Origin of the sequence: Streptomyces sp. AM 4-1-1 (genome assembly GCF_029167625.1) — a bacterium.
Taxonomy (GTDB): domain Bacteria; phylum Actinomycetota; class Actinomycetes; order Streptomycetales; family Streptomycetaceae; genus Streptomyces.
The window spans coordinates 4,571,562-4,588,365 of record NZ_CP119145.1; the positions used below are offsets into that span (position 1 = coordinate 4,571,562).

Consider the following 16,804-nt stretch of genomic DNA (forward strand, 5'->3'; position numbering starts at 1 on the left):
TGGTCATGGGCGCACCCGCTCCTGTGCGGTACGTACCGGGAGCCGGCCCTCGGCCGCCGGGGCCGGCACCGGGACCGGGGGTACGGCCCGGCGCCGTACGGGGGCGGCCGGGCGGCTCTCCGTACGCGGCAGCCACCGCGTCAGCCGGCGGCCCAGCAGTTCCACCGCCGTCGAGGTCAGCCGGCCCAGCACACCGATCGTGACCATGCCGACGAAGACCCCCGGATAGTCGACGACCGTGTAGTCCTGCCAGGTGCGGTACCCCACCCCGTACTCGCCGGAGATCATCTCCGCCGAGATCACACAGATCCAGGACACCCCGATGCCGACCGAGAGCCCGCCCAGGATGCCGGGGAGCGCGCCCGGCAGCACCACCGAGGCGAGCACCCGCCACCGGCCGCCACCCATCGTCAGGACCGCCTCCTCCCACACCGGGGTCAGCGCGCGCACCGCGTGCCGCGTCGAGACCATGACCGGGAAGAACGCCGCCGCGCAGGTGATGAAGACGATGCCCTGCTCGTTGCTGGGGAAGAGCAGGATCGCCACCGGCACCAGCGCGATGGCGGGCACCGGGCGCACCACTTCCAGGACCGGGTCGAGCAGATCGGCCGCCAGGGCGGACCTGGCGATGGCCGTGCCGACCACGATCCCCAGGACGGAGGCGAGCGCGAAACCGGTGACGATCCTGCTCAGACTGTCGGTGACGTCCTGCCAGTACGTGTCGTCGCCCAGCCGGTCGCCGAAGGCGCGGGCGATGTCGACGACGGTCGGGAACTGCTCGAACCGCAACCACAGACTGACGTCCAGGGCGGTGAGCAGCTGCCACAGCCCCAGCGCGGCCAGTACGGACAGGACCCGCCGTACGAACGACCATCGTACGAACGACCGCCCTGCGAACGAGCGCCTGGCCAACAGCCGCCCCGCGAACGGCCGCCCCGCCAGCGGCCTGCGCGCGCTCATGAGGCGGGAGCCCCGGCGACGGCCAGTGCGGTGGCGTAGGGGACGACACGGGAGCCGGGCCGCCCCGCCAGGTACGCCCGCGCCGCCGACTCGGTGACGTACGGCCGAAGTTCGGAGCCGTCCGCGACCCAGACCGCCCGGTCGGCGAACCAGAGCGTGCCCGTCGTCGCGTCGTGGACGTACGCCGCCCGCACCTCGTCCCGGTGCGCGGCGACGTACCGCAGCAGTTCGGCCGGTGTGGCGAACGACCGCGTGGTGTCCGCGCCCTTGAGCCAGACCTCGCCGCGCGCGGCGGGCGGTCCCGCGGCGAGCGCCGTGGCGTAGGCGGAGCCGTACACCTTCTTCACGTACCGGTCGTCGACGAACGCGTCCACGTCCACCTCGTCGACCAGCTCCGCCGAACGCAGCACCGGTACGTCCGCCTTCAACGCCGCCACCAGGGACGGTTTCAGCGTCGGGTCGAACGTGGCGATGCCCTGTGACCCGTTGTAGAGGTGGACGACCTCGGCGGGCAGCCCGGTCTCCTTAGCCACCGACTCGGCCGACGCCACCGGGTGCCGGCGCAGTTCGTCCGTCGCGCGGCGCTGCGCCCGCAGGAAGTCCTCCAGCACGGCGGGCCGCCTCTTCGCGAAGTCCTCACGGACGGTGACCCCGTGGAAGGTCGGCAGGTCCAGCTCCGCGCCGTCGTACAGCGCCTTCGCCCGGCCCTGGAAGGCCAGCAGCCCCGGCCAGGCCACGAACTGCGACAGTGCGTCGGCGCTGCCCGCCTGGAGCGCCGAAGCGCCCACGGCGGGCTGCTGGTTGAGCTTGCGGATGTCCTTGTCCGGGTCGAGCCCGGCCTGTCGGAGGGCGCGTACGAGCGTGCCGTCGGCGGCCGATCCGATGCTGGTGGACACCTTCGCGCCACGCAGGTCCGTCAGCGAGGCGAGCTTCGAATCCGGTGCGGTGACCACGGTGTTGAGGCCGCCGCGCAGGTTGTAGCCGGTCACCGAGACGAGCTTGGTGGGGCGGTGCAGCTGTGCGCCCCGGGCCGCGTTGATCAGCAGCGGGAAGTCGCCCATCGAACCGATGTCGATCTTCCCGGCGGTCATCTGCGCGGTGATCGGGGCGCCGGTCGCGTAGTCCTGCCATTTCACCCGGTACGTGTGTCCGTCACGCGCGCCCCGGGCGCGCAGCTCCTCCTCGAAGTAGCCGAGGGAGCGCAGCAGGGTGCCGGCCGTGACGGTGTTGATGGTCCTGGACTGGTAGCCGACGGTCACCGTGACCGTGTGTCCGCCGTCCGCGCCCGCCTCGCCGCCGCAGCCCGTCGCGAGGGGGACCAGCAGGGCGGCGGTGAGCAGGGCGCCGGTGCGGGATGCCGTGCGTCGCATGGGGGTGGGGGCCTTTCACCTGAGGAGGTAGGGCATGTTGACCGTGACCGCGTCGGTGGGGCACCGGGCCGCGCACGGGCCGCAGTACCAGCACTCGTCGACGTGCATGTACGCCTTGCCGCTGTCCGGGTCGATGGCGAGGGAGTCGAGCGGGCACATGTCGACGCAGAGCGTGCAGCCGTCGATGCACTTCGACTCGTCGATGGTCACGGGCACGTCGGCCCGCTGGGGTGCCAGAGGCATGGCGGTCTCCAGGGAAGGGGTCGGGGAGGGTTCGGGAAGCGGCGGGGCGGCGGGGCCCAGCGGTCCGGGATACGGGACACGGGAGGCGGGGTCCGGTCTCCCGCGTGGCGTCAGGCGGGGGCCGCCGCGCGGTGGAGGAGGGCGCTCATGCTGATGCGGTCACCCCGGAAGCGGATGAACTCCAGGTCGACGGGGCGTCCGTCGGAGAGATGGGTGAGGCGTTCCAGCATCAGCACGGCGGAACCGCGCGGGGTCTCCAGGACGGTCGCGGAGTGCGCGTCGGCGTTGACGGCCTCCAGGGTGATCTCGGCGGCGCCGAGGGTCCGGCCGGTGAGCGATTCCAGCAGCCGGAACACATCGGTGTTCTCCAGGTCGCTGCCGAGCAGTCCCGCGCCGATGTCCATCGGGATGTAGGTGAGGTCGAGCGAGAGCGGCAGGCCGTTCAGCAGCCTGCGCCGCTCGATGTAGAGCACGTCGGTGTGCTCGGCGATCCCGAGCCGGCGGGCGACGGGTGCGGGCGCGGGTACCGGCCCGACCGTACGGACCTCGTTGGTGACCCTGCCGTGCTCACGCAGGGTCTCCGCCAGGCCCTGGAGCCGGTCCAGGCCGTGCGGGTACTTCTCGCAGACGACGACCGTGCCGACCCCCGGCTGCCGGTCGACGAGCCCTTCGGCGCGCAGCAGGTCGAGCGCCTGACGGACGGTGTTGCGGGAGACCCGGTAGTCGGCGCCGATGATGTCCTCGTACGGCAGGACGCCACCCGGGAAGCCGCCCGTGCGCACCTGGTGGCGCAGCAGGTCGGCGAGGAGCCGGGCACCGTCCGCGCGCAGCCGCCGGCGGCGGGCGGCGGCGACGGGCACGGTGTGCTCGCGGATGCGTTCGGGTGGCATGGGGTGGACCATACCGACGCTGTCCCGACGGTGGTGTTGCCACAGTGTTGCGCCACTGACGGACCCGCGCAGCACCGCGCTGACCTGCGGTTGTGCCCGGCCGAGGAGGCAGATCCGCCACCAGGTCCGCCACCGCGTCCGCCACCGGGTCAGCCATCAGGTCCGCCACCGCACAGAGGCCGCCTCCCGGCCGGTTCAGCGTTTCGGCAGTCCCCGCGCGCCGTCGGTGCAGCCGTCCCACCAGGCGTCGGACAGCTCGTCGAGCGGGGCGCCGTCCGTCTCCGCGTGCTCGCCGCACTCCGCCTCGGCGGCGGCCCGGCTCACCGCGTCGCCGCCCGAGAGGTGGATGCGCGGGGTACCGGAGCCGTAGCGGTAGCCGTCGGCGTACGTACGGAAGCCGTCAGGACCCGCGTACTGGGCCAGCACCGCGCCGACCACCAAGGTCAGCGCGGTGGCTCCCAGCGCGGCGAGCACGGTGTTCCGTACCGAGCGGCGTGTCATGACGACGGGACGACGCGACCGGTCACCTCACCGAGACCGACCCTCGTGCCGTCCGGGCCGGGCGCCCACGCGGTCATGGTCACGGTGTCGCCGTCCTCCAGGAACGCCCGCTTGCCGTCGGGGAGTTCCAGCGGGTCGCGGCCGTTCCAGGTGAGTTCCAGGAGCGAGCCGCGCTGACCGGCCTCGGGTCCGCTGACCGTGCCGGAGCCGTAGAGGTCGCCGGTGCGCAGCGAGGCGCCGTTCACCGTCATGTGCGCGAGCTGCTGGGCGGCCGTCCAGTACACGGAGGCGAACGGCGGTTCCGTGACGACCTGTCCGTTGATCGCGACCGAGATGCGCAGGTCGAAACCGCCGGGCTTGTCGGCGTCCGTGTCGTCCAGGTACGGGAAGAGCGGGAGGTCCCTGGCGGGCGGGGCGACCCTCGCGGTCTCCAGTGCCTCCAGCGGGGTCACCCACGCCGACACCGAGGTGGCGAACGACTTGCTGAGGAAGGGGCCCAGCGGGACGTACTCCCACGCCTGGAGGTCGCGCGCCGACCAGTCGTTGAGCAGCGACAGCCCGAAGACGTGCTCCTCGAAGTCGCCCAGCGGGACCGGTGCGCCCCGCTCGGACGGCACTCCGACGACGAAGCCGACCTCCGCCTCGATGTCCAGCTTGACGGACGGTCCGAAGACCGGGGCCGGGTCGGCCGGGGACTTGCGCTGCCCGGACGGGCGCACCACGTCCGTGCCGGAGACGACGACCGTCCCGGCCCGGCCGTGGTAACCGATCGGCAGGTGCTTCCAGTTCGGCGTCAGCGGCTCGCCGTCCGGGCGGAAGATCCGGCCGACGTTGGTGGCGTGGTGCTCGCTCGCGTAGAAGTCGACGTAGTCCGCGACCTCGTACGGCAGATGCATCGTCACCGACTCCACCGGGTACAGCAGCGGCTCGATGTCCGCACGGTGCGCGGGCACCGTCACCCAGGCGGTCAGCGCCCGTCGCACGTCACGCCAGGCGGTGCGGCCCGCGGCGAGCAGCGGTGTCAGGCTGGGCCGCGCGAGCAGTCCGGCGTAGGGCGAGCCCAGTGCGCGGGCGGCGGCCCCGGCGTCCAGCACGTGGTTGCCGACGCGGACGCCGACCCGGCGGTCGTCGGGGTGGTCGGGGGTGGAGAACACACCGTACGGAAGGTTGTGCGGACCGAAGGGATCGCCCTCGGCCAGATCGAGCGGGCTGCTCTGCTCGGACATGTGTTGCTGCCTCGCTTTCCAGGTCGCTTGGGGGACACGTTACGTCGGCGCGTCCACGGGCGGACGGCGCCCCAACTGCGGTCGGCGCCGGGAGCGTTCCGCGCCCCTCGGCGGGGGCGTCACACGCGCCCCGACCGCCGCCTCCGTCCCTCTCCCCGTTCTCAGCCCGCCGTACGCGGAATCCGGCGTTCCCAGGTGCGGTGGAAGACGATCTCGCCGCCGTCCTTGCACACCACCTCATCGGTGGTGACGAAATCGTCCGCGTCCGCGCTGATCTCGGAGCGCGTCAGGACCTCCGTGTCCCACGCCAGGTCCGGCCGGTGCAGCCGGACCGTCCAGTCGGAGCGGGTGCGGGCCGACAGCGGGTCGTCCTCCTGGATCGTGTACGTCTCCAGCGCGTCCTCGGTGAATTCGAGACCGTCCGGGTAGACGCGGGTGCCGCCGTACCGGGGGTCGACCTCCAGTCGCCACTCGCCCCTGGCGACATCGCGGACCACCAGCCGCTCGGGGCGCTCCTCGTCGAGCGTGGCCGGGTAGGAGACGCCCAGCGGCTCCGACTGCTCCGGCTCGTCGAACGAGAGGGTGCCCGCCGGGTGGTCGTGGTCGGGGCGGCGCACCGGGAGTTCGACGAAGCTGCCCTCCGGTACGAGGGTGAAGCCCGCCGACCCCGGCTGCGGCCAGATCCACGGCCAGTACGAGGAGGAGACCGCGACCCGGATGCGGTGGCCGGGCGGGAAGGTGTGCCCGATGCCGTTCAGCTCGAAGGTGACGTCCTCGGTGATGTCCCCGGCGGGCCAGTCCTCGGACCGGTCGCGGCCGTGCCGCGCGGAGAGGTTCAGCGCGCCCCGGGTGACCAGCGTCGACGAGCCGTCCGGCGCCACGTCGCAGAGCCGGGCGACGGCCTGGCCGCGCGGCACGTCCATCCGGACGCGGAGCCCGACCCTCGGCCGGCCCAGGATCTCGATCGGCAGGTCCTCGACGGGGAACTCGAACGACACCGACCTGGCGTCCTCCTCGCGCTGGTCGGGCGGCAGATCGGCCTGGTTGCCGAAGGGGAAGAAGCGCCCGGCGTCCACCCCGGTGTGCTGCGGCGAACGGACGGTCAGCGGGGCGCCCTGGAGGGCGTACACGACCGGCGAGACGTTCTCCGACGGCCAGGACGTGTCGCCCACCCACCGGCCGGGGAGCGTGTCGTACACCGTGGCGGGCCGGTGCGACTCGCTGATCCAGGAGCGCAGCAGCGGTTCGTCCATCACCCCGGTCTCCTCGCCCTTGAGGTGCTGGTCCCACCAGCGCAGGGTCTCCTGGAGGAAGCCGATCGCGGGCCCCGGCGGCAGCCCCCGGTCCGGGTACTGGTGCGACCACGGCCCGATCAGCCCGCGCACCTTCCCCGGGTCGAGGTGTTCGACGAGCCGCAGCACGGTGTCGCGGTACGGGTCGTGCCAGCCGCCCACCGCGAGGACGTGCGCCTCGATCGCGCCGTAGTCCTCGCAGACGCTGCCGTGCCGCCAGTAGGCGTCACGGGTCTGGTGCGCGAGCCAGGTGTGGATGAACGGGTCGACGGACTCCAGCCGCTCCAGCCACATGTCCCGCCAGCCCTCGCCGACGTGCGCCGGGTCCGGCGGGCGGCAGACGAAGGCCAGCATGGTGGCGGCCCAGGCGTGCATGTCGACGGCGAGGACCGAGCCGCCCATGTAGTGGACGTCGTTGTCGTAGCGGTCGTCGGTGGAGCAGACGGTGACGATCGCCTTCAGCGGTTCCGGGGCGAGCGCGGCGAGCTGGAGCGAGTTGAAGCCGCCCCAGGAGATGCCGAACATGCCGACCCGGCCCGAGCACCACTCCTGCCGGGCGAGCCAGTGGATGACGGCCACCCCGTCGGCCAGCTCGGTGGAGTCGTACTCGTCGCCGGGCAGCCCCTCGCTGTTGCCGTGGCCCCGGACGTCGACCCGCACCGAGGCGTAGCCGTGGCCCGCGTACCAGGGATGGCGTTGCGCGTCGCGCGGGGCCGTCCAGTCGCTCAGCCGGTACGGCAGGTATTCGAGGAGCGCCGGTACGGGCTCCTCGGTGACCGGACGCCAGATCCGGGCGTACAGCCGGGTTCCGTCCGGCAGCGGGATGCGGATGTCCTCGCGGACCGTCTCGTACGGGAACGTCGTGCGGATGAGCATGGGGGTACCTCAGTGGACGGGGTGCATGGTGCGCCTGAGCCAGGGTGCGGCGGCGATGACGGCCACACCGGCCACCACCGCGACGGCGCCATTGACACCGAAGTAGGCGGGGTTGGACACCTCGCCGTACAGCTTCACGATCTGTGCCTGAATGCCGTTGGCGAGGGCCAGCGAGAGGAACCAGAGGGCCATCGTCTGGCTGGCGAACGCCTTGGGGGCGAGCTTGGTGGTGGCGGACATGCCCGAGGTCTCCAGCAGGATGTCGCCGAGCCCCAGCAGCAGGTAGGAGCCGACGATCCACCACGCGGCCATCCGGTACGTGCCGTCGGCGTGCCCGGACGTCGGCAGGACCATCAGCAGGAACGAGAGCCCGCCGAGCACCACCCCGAACGCGATCTTGTTGGAGGCGTGCGGCTGGCGGGTGCCCATCCGGGCCCAGACCGCGGCCACCACGGGAGCCAGCGCGACCTCGAAGGCGCCCAGCGCGGAGGCGTACCAGCTGGCCGGGAAGTGGAAGCCGAAGATCTCCGTACGGGCGTTCGTCGACGCCAGCAGCATCATCGTCGAGTACGCCTGGAAGAGGATGAAGTTGAAGACGACCGAGGCCAGGAAGAGCACGACGTACGGCCGCAGCCTGCCGCGCTCCTCCGAGGTCACCCGGGGGCTCCGGAACATCACCACGAAGTACACGATCGGCGCGATCACCGAGATGAGGGTGAGCGCGTCGACGAAACGGTCCATGGTCAGCCATCCGGCCAGCGCGAGCGCGGTGGCGAGGGCGGCGACCACGACGGCCCCGACGACGATCAGCCGCACGGCGCGGCGCATCGGGGCGGGGGCGAGGGCGTACTCGGCGTCGCGCTTGCGTCCGGCCAGGTGACGGCGGCCCAGCACGTACTGGATCAGGCCCAGCGTCATGCCGACGGCGGCGGCCGAGAAGCCCCAGTGCCAGCCCTGGTGGTCACCGAGCCAGCCGGTGATCAGCGGGCCGAGGAACGCGCCGATGTTGATGCCCATGTAGTAGAGGGCGAAGCCGGCGTCCCGGCGCTCGTCCTCCGTGCGGTAGAGCTTGCCCACCATGGAGGCGACGTTCGGTTTGAGCAGCCCGGTCCCGGCGCTGATCAGACCGAGGCCGACCCAGGTCATGGTGGGGGTGGGCACGGCCATCGCGTAGTGGCCGCAGGCGATGAGGATGCCGCCCCAGAGGACGGCGCGGTACGAACCCAGGATGCGGTCGGCGAGCCAGCCGCCCGCCACCGAGACCAGATAGACCAGCGTGCCGTACGCGGCCGACACGGAGGCCGCCGTCCCGGGGTCGAAGCCCATGCCGCCGTGCGCGACGGTGTCGGCGAAGTAGAGGACCAGGATCGCCTGCATCCCGAGGAACGAGAACCGCTCCCAGACCTCCAGGCCCGACAGGGTCAGCAGACCCCGTGGCTGGCCGAGGAAAGCGTGGTCGTCGCCGGGCGGTGGCCCGGCGGTCCCGATGTCGTCTGTGGTGGGGGACAAAAGCGCAACTCCTGATCGTATGAGCTGATCTCGAACATACCGGCGGTGGCGGGAAGGCGCCCACGGTGATCCAGAGGGGACCGGATACGCTGACTTGAGTGATGACAGCGACACATCGACATTCCGTGTGATCGTCAGCAGACAGGAGATCCCCTCGTGACCGTCGTCGGGCCGTTCGGGCTGAGCGTGCGGGACCAGGCACTTGAGGCCGATGTCCAGGCCGGTTTGGCTGCTGTCGAGGCGGGACTGCTGGCTGCCACCAAGAGCGACGTCCCGTTCATCACGGAGGCCGCGCAGCACCTGGTCCGCGCGGGCGGGAAACGGTTCCGGCCGCTGCTGGCGATGCTCGCGTCCCACTTCGGCGACCCCGACGCACCGGGTGTCGTGCCCGCGGCCGTCGTCGTCGAACTGACGCACCTGGCGACGCTCTACCACGACGACGTGATGGACGAGGCCGAGGTCCGCCGCGGCGTCGACAGCGCCAACGCCCGCTGGGGCAACTCGGTCGCCGTGCTGACCGGCGACTTCCTCTTCGCGCGCGCCTCACACATACTGGCCGACCTCGGTCCGGAGGCCGTCCGGGTCCAGGCAGAGGCGTTCGAACGGCTGGTGACGGGCCAGATCCTGGAGACCGCGGGTCCGCGCGACGGGATCGACCCGGTCGAGCACTACCTCGATGTGATCAGCGGCAAGACCGGTTCGCTGATCGCGGTGGCCGGACGGTTCGGCGCGATGATGTCGGGCGCCGACGAGTCGGCGATCGACATCCTCACCCAGTACGGGGAGCGGCTGGGCGTCGCCTTCCAGCTCGCCGACGACGTGCTCGACATCGCGTCCGACTCCCACGAGTCCGGCAAGACCCCCGGCACCGACCTGCGCGAAGGCATCCCCACCCTGCCCGTGCTGCATCTGCGGGCGCACGCGGCGGTGGGCGGCGGGCCCGACGACCTGGCGCTGGTGGCCCTGCTCGACGGCGACCTCACCGATGACGCCAGGCACGCCGACGCGCTGCGCGGACTGCGCGCGCATCCGGCGCTGGAGCAGGCCAGGCGGGACACCGTGCGGTACGCCGAGGAGGCGCGGGCGACGCTGGCGCCGCTGCCCGAGGGCTATGCCAAGGCCGCGCTCGAAGAGCTGTGCGACGCCGTGGTGCACCGCGCGGGCTGACGGCCCGATGCGAGGACGCGCGACCGCCGAGGTCCGCCGCCGGTGTGTGACCGCGGGCGTCCCCTACTGGACGGGGAACGGATCGGCGTCCGGTGTCATACCCGAGCAGTACGTGAGTTGATCCCGGGGGCTGACGCTTTTCCCCGCTCGATTTGGTCGGATGGAGAACAACCACTCCGGACCATATCGGGTGAGAATGGCGGCGCGGGGTGGACCAGTGCAACGGGGACGGAAGCCGCCGACCACGGAGGTAGAGCACACAATGGCACCGAACGACAGCGTGGAGACCACCGGTACGGCCACGGACCGGGCCGCCGACACGGTCACCGGCCCGGTCAGGACGCGGCGCAAGGCCGTGCGGTACGTCGTGCCGGTCGCGGTGGCGGGAGTGGCGGCGGCGACGATCGGGCTGGTCCCGGCGCTCGCGGATTCCGGTGACCCGGAGCTGCCCACGATCAGCGCGCAGGAACTCGTCGAGAAGATCGCCGCGTCGGACACCCAGCGGCTCTCCGGCATGGTGAAGGTCAGCACCGACCTCGGCATCCCGTCGCTGGACGGGCTCGCGGGCGGGCTCCTCCAGGGCGGGGCCGGGAGCGGGGGCGACGGTTCGAGCGCCGCGCCGGACGCCAAGCTCACGGAGCTGGCCTCGGGCACGCACACCCTGCGGATCGCCGCCGACGGACCCGACAGGCAGCGGGTGTCGATCCTGGAGAAGACCGGCGAGTACAGCCTCATCCACAACGCGGGCCAGGTCTGGGCGTACGACAGCGGGAGCAACGAGGCGTACCACGCCACCGCCCCCACCGCCGACCGGGCGGGCGGCGCAGGACACGGCGGGAAGCACGCCGTTCCGGACGGCGTGCCGACCACCCCGAAGGCGTTCGCCGAGCAGGCGCTGAAGGCGGCGGACGACACCACGTCGGTCACCGTCGACGGCACGGCGCGGGTCGCCGGGCGGGACGCGTACCGGCTGGTGATCAAGCCCAAGGGCTCCGGTTCGACGATCGGCGCGATCAGGGTCGCGGTGGACGCGAAGACCGGTACCCCGCTGAAGTTCACGCTCAGCGCGAGCGACGGCGGCAAGGCGGCGGTCGACGTCGGCTTCACCAAGGTCGACTTCGGGAAGCCGGACGCCTCCCAGTTCACGTTCACCCCGCCCAAGGGCGCCAAGGTGACCGAGGCCGACGGTCCGAAGACCGGCCGGCAGGACGACAAGGCGGACGAGAAGGCGGTCGGCAAGGCGCTCAAGGACCTGACCGGGCTGGGCGGCGGCGACCTGACGAACGGCCAGGGGCTGAAGGTCGTCGGCGAGGGCTGGACCTCGGTCGCCGAGATCACGGCGCCGGGCGTCGAGGGACTGGCCGGGGCCACCTCCGACGACGTACCGGCCGAGGCGGGCCAGTTCCTCGACGCGCTCGGCGACCACGTCAACGGCACGTTCGGCTCCGGCACGGTCTTCAAGACCCGTCTGGTGAACGCGCTGGTGACGGACGGCGGCAAGGTGTACGTCGGTGCGGTGACCAAGGACGCGCTGGTGAGGGCGGCCGACGAGGCGCGCTGAGGCCGCCGGTCGTCCCCGGCGGGCGCGGGCGGGCCCAGGACCGTTCCGCCCCTCCGCCGTTCCCGTTCCGCGTGACCGCCCCGCCCCGCCGTGCGCACCGCGCGGCGGGGCGGGGCGTCGACCGATCCGATCCATGGGGGACCGCATGACCGCCGAACCCGCCGAACCCGCCGAACCCGCCGAACCCGCCGGAACGTCCGGGCCCGGGGAACTCTCCCGAACATCCAGCCCCGGGGAGCCGTCCGGAACGTCCGGTCCTGGGGGACCCGCCGCACCCGTGGCGGCCGTGATCCGTACCCGTGGCCTCACCAAGCGCTACGACGCCGACCGGCTCGCCGTCGACGGTCTCGATCTCGACGTCCCGGCGGGCAGCGTCTTCGGGTTCCTGGGCCCCAACGGCTCCGGGAAGACCACCACCATCCGGATGCTGATGGGCCTGATCGAGCCGACCTCCGGCACCGCGCACGTGCTGGGCCTGCCCATGCCCGGCGCGGCCCGTACCGTACTGCCGCAGGTCGGCGCGCTGATCGAGGGACCCGCGCTGTACGGGCACCTCACCGGCCACGACAACCTCGTACGGTACGACTCCGCCGATCCCACCGCCGACCCCCGCACCCGACGCGCGCGCGTCGCGACCGCACTGGACCGGGTCGGGCTCGGCGCCGCGGCCGGGAAGAGGGCCAGGGCGTACTCGCTCGGCATGAAACAGCGCCTCGGCCTCGCCGCCGCGCTGCTCCGGCCCCGGCGCCTCCTCGTCCTCGACGAACCGACCAACGGGCTCGACCCGCAGGGCATGCGTGAGATCCGCGCCCTCGTCCGGGAACTCGCGGCGGACGGCACCACCGTCTTCCTCTCCTCCCACCTCCTCGACGAGATCGAGCAGCTCTGCACCCACGTGGCGGTGATGGCGCGAGGCAGGCTGATCACCCAGGGACCGGTCGACGCCCTCGCGGCGGGCGGCCGGAGCCGGCTCGCCGTCACCACACCCGATCCGGCGGACGCCGTGCGCCTCCTCAAGGAACTCGGCGTCACGGACGTCGTGGCCGACGGCGACCGGGTGACCGGTGAGGCCCCGCGAGGCGACGTCGAACTGGCCGACCTGAACGCCGCGCTGGTCCGCGACGGGGTCCGCGTACGCTCCTTCGGCGTCGAGCGGGCCTCCCTGGAGGACGCCTTCGTCGCGCTCACCGGAGAGGGATTCGATGTCGCGGGCTGACCTCGTACACAAGGACCTCCCGCACGGGCCGCGCAATCCGCTGTGGACGTTCGGCATCCTCCGTTCCGAACTCGGCACGACGCTCCGGCGCGGGCGCACCCTCGCCCTGCTCGGAGTGCTCGCGGCCGTACCCGTACTGATCGGCGTCGCCGTGCGGATCGAGACCGGTGGCGGCGGGTCGGCCGGGGCGGGTGGCGCCGGCCCGGCCTTCTTCGGCCAGATCACCAACAACGGCCTCTTCCTGGTCTTCGCCGCACTCGCCGCGACGCTCCCGGTCTTCCTGCCGATGGCGGTCGGCGTCGTCGCGGGCGACACGATCGCGGGCGAGGCGGGCGCGGGCACCCTGCGCTATCTGCTGGTCGCCCCGGCGGGCCGGACCAGACTGCTGCTGACCAAGTACGCCGCCACGCTGGCCTTCTGCCTGGTCGCGACCCTGGTGGTGGCGGTGTCGGCCCTCGTCGTGGGCGCGCTGCTCTTCCCGGTCGGTGACGTCACGACGATCTCCGGGACCCGGATCGGTTTCGGGGACGGGCTGCTGCGGGCGGGGCTGATCGCGGTGGTGGTGGCCGCGTCACTCAGCGGCTTCGCGGCGCTCGGGCTGTTCGTGTCGACGCTCACCAACAGCGGAATCGCGGCGATGGCGGCGACGGTCGGGGTGCTGATCACGGTGCAGATCCTGGACACGATCCCGCAGCTGGGCGGGGTCCACCCGTATCTCTTCCCGCACTACTGGCTGTCCTTCTCGGACCTGCTGCGGGAGCCGGTCTACTGGGACGAGCTGACGAAGAACCTCGGCCTGCAAGCGGTATACGCGGCGGTGTTCGGTTCGGCGGCCTGGGCGCGCTTCACCACGAAGGACATCACGGCCTGATCCGGACGGCCCTCGCGCCGCCGGCCGGGCGAGCCGTCCCCCGATCGGCTCGTCGCGGCACGAACGGCACGAACGGTACGGACGAGAACGAAGCGACACGCAACGTTCCGTCTCCACAGGAGCATTGTTCGACTATTGGCGACGCGCTGTCAACAAGGATCGATTCGGGGCGCCCTATGCTCGCCGAATGATCACATCGCCGAGTTCCCTGCGCCGCAGCGAACGGTCACGGCGGGCGACCCTCGACGCCGCCCTCGAACTGTGCGCGGAGAAGGGGTACGGACGCCTCACCGTCGAGGCCATCGCGGCCAGGGCGGGCGTGAGCAAGAAGACGATCTACCGCTGGTGGCCGTCAAAAGGGGCGGTGATCCTGGAGGCGTTCACCGAGGCGCTGGTCGGGGCCACCCCGTTCGTCGACACCGGGGACATCGCGGCCGATCTGCGTACCCATCTGGCGAGCGCGGTGAATCTGATCTCGCTGCCGCCCTTCGGTCCCGCGTACGCCGGAATCCTCTCCGAGGCCGCGCACGACCGGACACTCGCCGAAGCGCTGCGCGAACAGCTGGTCGACCCCCGGGTCGACGCGGCCATCGCCCGCCTGCTCACCGCCCAGGAACAGGGCCAGGTCCCCCCGGGCGCGGACCTCCCCCTCGCGGTGGAGATGCTCTACGGCCCGCTCTACTACCGCCATGTCCTGAGCAAACCGATACAGGACGAGCCGGAGATCGCGAAGCTGGTGGACCACGTGCTGCGCGCCCTGGACGCCACCGCCTGAGTGCCCCGCCCCGGACGCCGGGTCTCGCGTCGACGGATGTTCCGCTGGCGGCGTTCTCGGCGATTACGCATGGTAGGAAGCCGAATGCTCCTGCGATACTTCACGCACTGGCCACCGCGCTGAAGAGTGTCGACGAGGAGACCGCGACGATCTTCAGTGAGCTCACCGAACTCGGCCTGGGAAACACCCCGGCCGCTCAGGTCTGGAGGGACCTCATGGCTGTCGACCTCTCGTTCTTCCGCTCCGAAACCTCCCAACGCCTACGCTCCGAAGGCAGGGTGGAAGGCCAGGCCGAAGCCGTCCTCCTGATTCTGGACCGCCGCGGCCTCCCCCTCACCGACGAAGCGGTCCACCGCATCCGCACCTGCACCGATCCCGACACCCTCCACCACTGGCTCGAACGCGCCATCACCGCCACCACCACCGAGGAGCTCTTCGCCCAGGAGTGACCCACCGGACGGGAATCCGTCAGCACGGTGCGGCCGTTGTCGGCGGTTCGGTTGGAACTGGGGTGGATTCGGAACCGGTCCGACCGGGGGACGGTCTATCGCTGTACGGGCCAGGTACCCGCAGCGTAGAGGGGAAGACGACATGTGGCACATGCTCAGCGAGTGCGACCACGAGTGGATGCGGTGGAGTGGTAAGCAGCGTTGCCGTAGGTGTGGCATGACGCAAGGCTGACCCGGAGCCCGGAGCCCGGAGCCCGGAGCCGGGATCGGGATCGGGAGTCAGCGCGCCAGGGCGTCGAAGTAGGTCCGTACCGCCTCGCTGTCCGTGGCCGTGGCGAGCAGGGCCACATGGTTGTCCGGGCGGACCAGGACCAGTGCGGGGACGTGGCCGCCGGTCGCACCGTAGGCGGCGTGGGCGTGGCCCGCCTCGTCCAGCAGTGTGCGCGGGTGGGGCGGGACCCGGTCGGCGGGGTGGGGCGGGGAGGGGATCAGGTAGGTCCGCACCGCCTCGCCGTGTTCCGTCTCCGCGTGCCGCAGCGCCCGCGCCGACTCCGCCCCGAATCCGAGCAGCGTGAAGTGCGGACCGGCGAACGCCTCGAAGAGGCGGGTCGGTTCGCCCGTGGCGGCGTCGCGGCAGGGCGCGTCGGGGGCGCGGTCGCCGGGGCGGAGTGCGCTGGTTCCGGCCGGCGTACCGGGGCCGCCGGGGGACAGGGAGCTCCAGCGGTAGCCCCGGTCCAGCCCGCTCGTCTCCCGGGAGACCGCCGCGTCCAGCCCGCCGCCCGGCTCCTTGATCGCGTCCAGCGTGGCGCGCAGTCGGTCCGATGCGAGGTCCAGCGTCCACGCGGCGACGGGCAGCCGCTCCTCCTCGTACGTGTCGAGCAGGGCGGCCCCGGACCGGCCGGTCGCCACGCGGGCCAGTTTCCAGCCCAGGTTGAACGCGTCCTGGATTCCGGTGTTCATGCCCAGTCCGCCCGCGATCGAGTGCACGTGCGCGGCGTCGCCCGCGAGGAGGACGCGGCCCACCCGGTAGCGGTCCACCATGCGTTCGTTGCCCCGGTCGGTCGAGAGCAGCGTGGCGTCGGTCAGGCACGTGCCGGGGAGGCCGGTGTACCGGGTCAGCAGGCGCCGGAAGCCGTCCAGGGAGGCAGGCAGCGGGGCGCCGTCCGCCGCGTACTCCGGTACGGACTGGAACCACCAGCCCGACCCGGTGCCGGGGATCGGGCACAGCAGCACGGCGCCGTCCTCGTCGAACCACTGGTGCCAGTGGTCCCGGTCCGGGCCGGTCAGCTCGACGTCCCCGCAGACCATCAGCTGGTCCTCGGACGTCTTCCCCTCGAAGGAGAGGCCGAGCAGTTTGCGTACGGAGCTGCGAGCGCCGTCGCAGCCGACGAGGTGGCCCGCCCCGATGGTCGTGCCGTCGGCCAGCTCGGCCGTCACCGAGTTCCCGTGGTCCGCGATGGCCACCAGTTCGGCGTCCAGTTCGACCCGTACGCCGTACCGCGCGAGACGGTCGCGCAGGATCTCCTCCAGCCGCCACTGCGCGATGAGCCACGACCGGTCGTACGGGGCGTCCGGGGTCGGCGCCGAGCCCTCGTACGGGTCGGTGTCGGTGACCGGTGTCCGGTTCCGGTACTTGCGCATCGGCAGCGGCGCCGAACCCGCCGCCAGCACCTCGTCGATGACGCCCAGGTCCGCCAGGACCTCCATCGAGCGCGGGTTGGGTCCCTTGGCGCGGGAGGCGCGCGGGAAGCCGGCGGACCTGTCGATGATCCGTACGCCGACGTCCCGGCGGGCGAGGTCGAGCGCCAGGATCAGTCCGGTCGGTCCCGCGCCCACGATCAGGACACTGGTCATGTGTGCTCCTCGGTCGATGTGTTCCGTCGTCGACCAGAGAAACG

Annotated in this window: 15 protein-coding genes; 6 read left to right on the plus strand and 9 right to left on the minus strand. The window is 72.1% G+C overall.

Annotated elements, in window-relative coordinates:
* Nucleotides 1-3 precede the first annotated feature (3 nt).
* From PZB75_RS19330 to PZB75_RS19365, 8 genes are all read right to left on the minus strand, one after another.
* Nucleotides 4-960 (minus strand): ABC transporter permease, encoded by a 957-nt coding sequence (locus tag PZB75_RS19330; protein ID WP_275536562.1) that lies wholly within the window; start codon nt 958-960, stop codon nt 4-6.
* Nucleotides 957-2,330, minus strand: coding sequence for an ABC transporter substrate-binding protein (locus PZB75_RS19335; RefSeq protein ID WP_275536563.1), 1,374 nt, complete (start codon nt 2,328-2,330; stop codon nt 957-959). Before PZB75_RS19335 ends, PZB75_RS19330 begins: the two co-directional genes overlap by 4 nt.
* A gap of 15 nt (nt 2,331-2,345) precedes the next feature.
* The gene (locus PZB75_RS19340; RefSeq protein ID WP_275536564.1) at nt 2,346-2,573 is read right to left on the minus strand and encodes a ferredoxin family protein; all 228 of its coding nucleotides are present in this window, start codon (nt 2,571-2,573) and stop codon (nt 2,346-2,348) included.
* 110 nt (nt 2,574-2,683) lie between these two features.
* A complete protein-coding gene (locus PZB75_RS19345; RefSeq protein WP_275536565.1) occupies nt 2,684-3,463 on the minus strand; it encodes a GntR family transcriptional regulator in 780 nt (259 codons plus the stop codon).
* Nucleotides 3,464-3,658: 195 nt separating this feature from the next.
* Nucleotides 3,659-3,964, minus strand: coding sequence for a hypothetical protein (locus PZB75_RS19350; protein ID WP_275536566.1), 306 nt, complete (start codon nt 3,962-3,964; stop codon nt 3,659-3,661).
* A complete protein-coding gene (fahA, locus tag PZB75_RS19355) occupies nt 3,961-5,190 on the minus strand; it encodes a fumarylacetoacetase (protein WP_275536567.1) in 1,230 nt (409 codons plus the stop codon). The genes PZB75_RS19350 and fahA overlap by 4 nt, the downstream gene beginning before the upstream one ends.
* A 161-nt stretch (nt 5,191-5,351) precedes the next feature.
* On the minus strand, nt 5,352-7,358 hold the full coding sequence (locus PZB75_RS19360) for a CocE/NonD family hydrolase (RefSeq protein WP_275536568.1): 2,007 nt from the start codon (nt 7,356-7,358) through the stop codon (nt 5,352-5,354).
* 9 nt (nt 7,359-7,367) lie between these two features.
* Nucleotides 7,368-8,867: a peptide MFS transporter gene (locus PZB75_RS19365; RefSeq protein ID WP_275536569.1), complete on the minus strand. Its 1,500-nt coding sequence runs from the start codon at nt 8,865-8,867 to the stop codon at nt 7,368-7,370.
* 156 nt (nt 8,868-9,023) lie between these two features.
* Between PZB75_RS19365 and PZB75_RS19370 the strand changes: the two genes are divergently transcribed.
* The 6 genes from PZB75_RS19370 to PZB75_RS19395 all read left to right on the plus strand — a co-directional run bounded on the left by PZB75_RS19370 (nt 9,024) and on the right by PZB75_RS19395 (nt 14,906).
* Nucleotides 9,024-10,034: a polyprenyl synthetase family protein gene (locus PZB75_RS19370; protein WP_275536570.1), complete on the plus strand. Its 1,011-nt coding sequence runs from the start codon at nt 9,024-9,026 to the stop codon at nt 10,032-10,034.
* A gap of 262 nt (nt 10,035-10,296) precedes the next feature.
* Nucleotides 10,297-11,595 carry a DUF2092 domain-containing protein gene (locus PZB75_RS19375; protein ID WP_275536571.1) on the plus strand — a complete coding sequence of 433 codons (1,299 nt, stop codon included), beginning with the start codon at nt 10,297-10,299 and terminating at the stop codon, nt 11,593-11,595.
* Between the two features lie 145 nt (nt 11,596-11,740).
* A complete protein-coding gene (locus tag PZB75_RS19380) occupies nt 11,741-12,811 on the plus strand; it encodes an ABC transporter ATP-binding protein (protein WP_275536572.1) in 1,071 nt (356 codons plus the stop codon).
* Nucleotides 12,798-13,682: an ABC transporter permease gene (locus PZB75_RS19385; protein ID WP_275536573.1), complete on the plus strand. Its 885-nt coding sequence runs from the start codon at nt 12,798-12,800 to the stop codon at nt 13,680-13,682. Before PZB75_RS19380 ends, PZB75_RS19385 begins: the two co-directional genes overlap by 14 nt.
* A 187-nt stretch (nt 13,683-13,869) precedes the next feature.
* On the plus strand, nt 13,870-14,457 hold the full coding sequence (locus tag PZB75_RS19390) for a TetR/AcrR family transcriptional regulator (RefSeq protein WP_275536574.1): 588 nt from the start codon (nt 13,870-13,872) through the stop codon (nt 14,455-14,457).
* Between the two features lie 215 nt (nt 14,458-14,672).
* A complete protein-coding gene (locus PZB75_RS19395; RefSeq protein WP_275536575.1) occupies nt 14,673-14,906 on the plus strand; it encodes a hypothetical protein in 234 nt (77 codons plus the stop codon).
* A gap of 279 nt (nt 14,907-15,185) precedes the next feature.
* Here the strand turns inward: PZB75_RS19395 and PZB75_RS19400 are convergent, their stop codons facing one another.
* Complete coding sequence (locus PZB75_RS19400; protein WP_275536576.1) at nt 15,186-16,760, minus strand: FAD-dependent monooxygenase; 1,575 nt, start codon at nt 16,758-16,760, stop codon at nt 15,186-15,188.
* Nucleotides 16,761-16,804: the final 44 nt, after the last annotated feature.

Coding starts and splice junctions, on each gene's coding strand:
- PZB75_RS19400 (WP_275536576.1), bottom strand. CDS start 16,760: ATGACCAGTGTCCTGATCGTGGGCGCGGGACCGACCGGACTGATCCTG.
- PZB75_RS19345 (WP_275536565.1), bottom strand. CDS start 3,463: ATGCCACCCGAACGCATCCGCGAGCACACCGTGCCCGTCGCCGCCGCC.
- PZB75_RS19360 (WP_275536568.1), bottom strand. CDS start 7,358: ATGCTCATCCGCACGACGTTCCCGTACGAGACGGTCCGCGAGGACATC.
- PZB75_RS19335 (WP_275536563.1), bottom strand. CDS start 2,330: ATGCGACGCACGGCATCCCGCACCGGCGCCCTGCTCACCGCCGCCCTG.
- PZB75_RS19330 (WP_275536562.1), bottom strand. CDS start 960: ATGAGCGCGCGCAGGCCGCTGGCGGGGCGGCCGTTCGCGGGGCGGCTG.
- PZB75_RS19340 (WP_275536564.1), bottom strand. CDS start 2,573: ATGCCTCTGGCACCCCAGCGGGCCGACGTGCCCGTGACCATCGACGAG.
- PZB75_RS19375 (WP_275536571.1), top strand. CDS start 10,297: ATGGCACCGAACGACAGCGTGGAGACCACCGGTACGGCCACGGACCGG.
- PZB75_RS19395 (WP_275536575.1), top strand. CDS start 14,673: ATGGCTGTCGACCTCTCGTTCTTCCGCTCCGAAACCTCCCAACGCCTA.
- PZB75_RS19380 (WP_275536572.1), top strand. CDS start 11,741: ATGACCGCCGAACCCGCCGAACCCGCCGAACCCGCCGAACCCGCCGGA.
- PZB75_RS19390 (WP_275536574.1), top strand. CDS start 13,870: ATGATCACATCGCCGAGTTCCCTGCGCCGCAGCGAACGGTCACGGCGG.
- PZB75_RS19385 (WP_275536573.1), top strand. CDS start 12,798: ATGTCGCGGGCTGACCTCGTACACAAGGACCTCCCGCACGGGCCGCGC.
- fahA (WP_275536567.1), bottom strand. CDS start 5,190: ATGTCCGAGCAGAGCAGCCCGCTCGATCTGGCCGAGGGCGATCCCTTC.
- PZB75_RS19350 (WP_275536566.1), bottom strand. CDS start 3,964: ATGACACGCCGCTCGGTACGGAACACCGTGCTCGCCGCGCTGGGAGCC.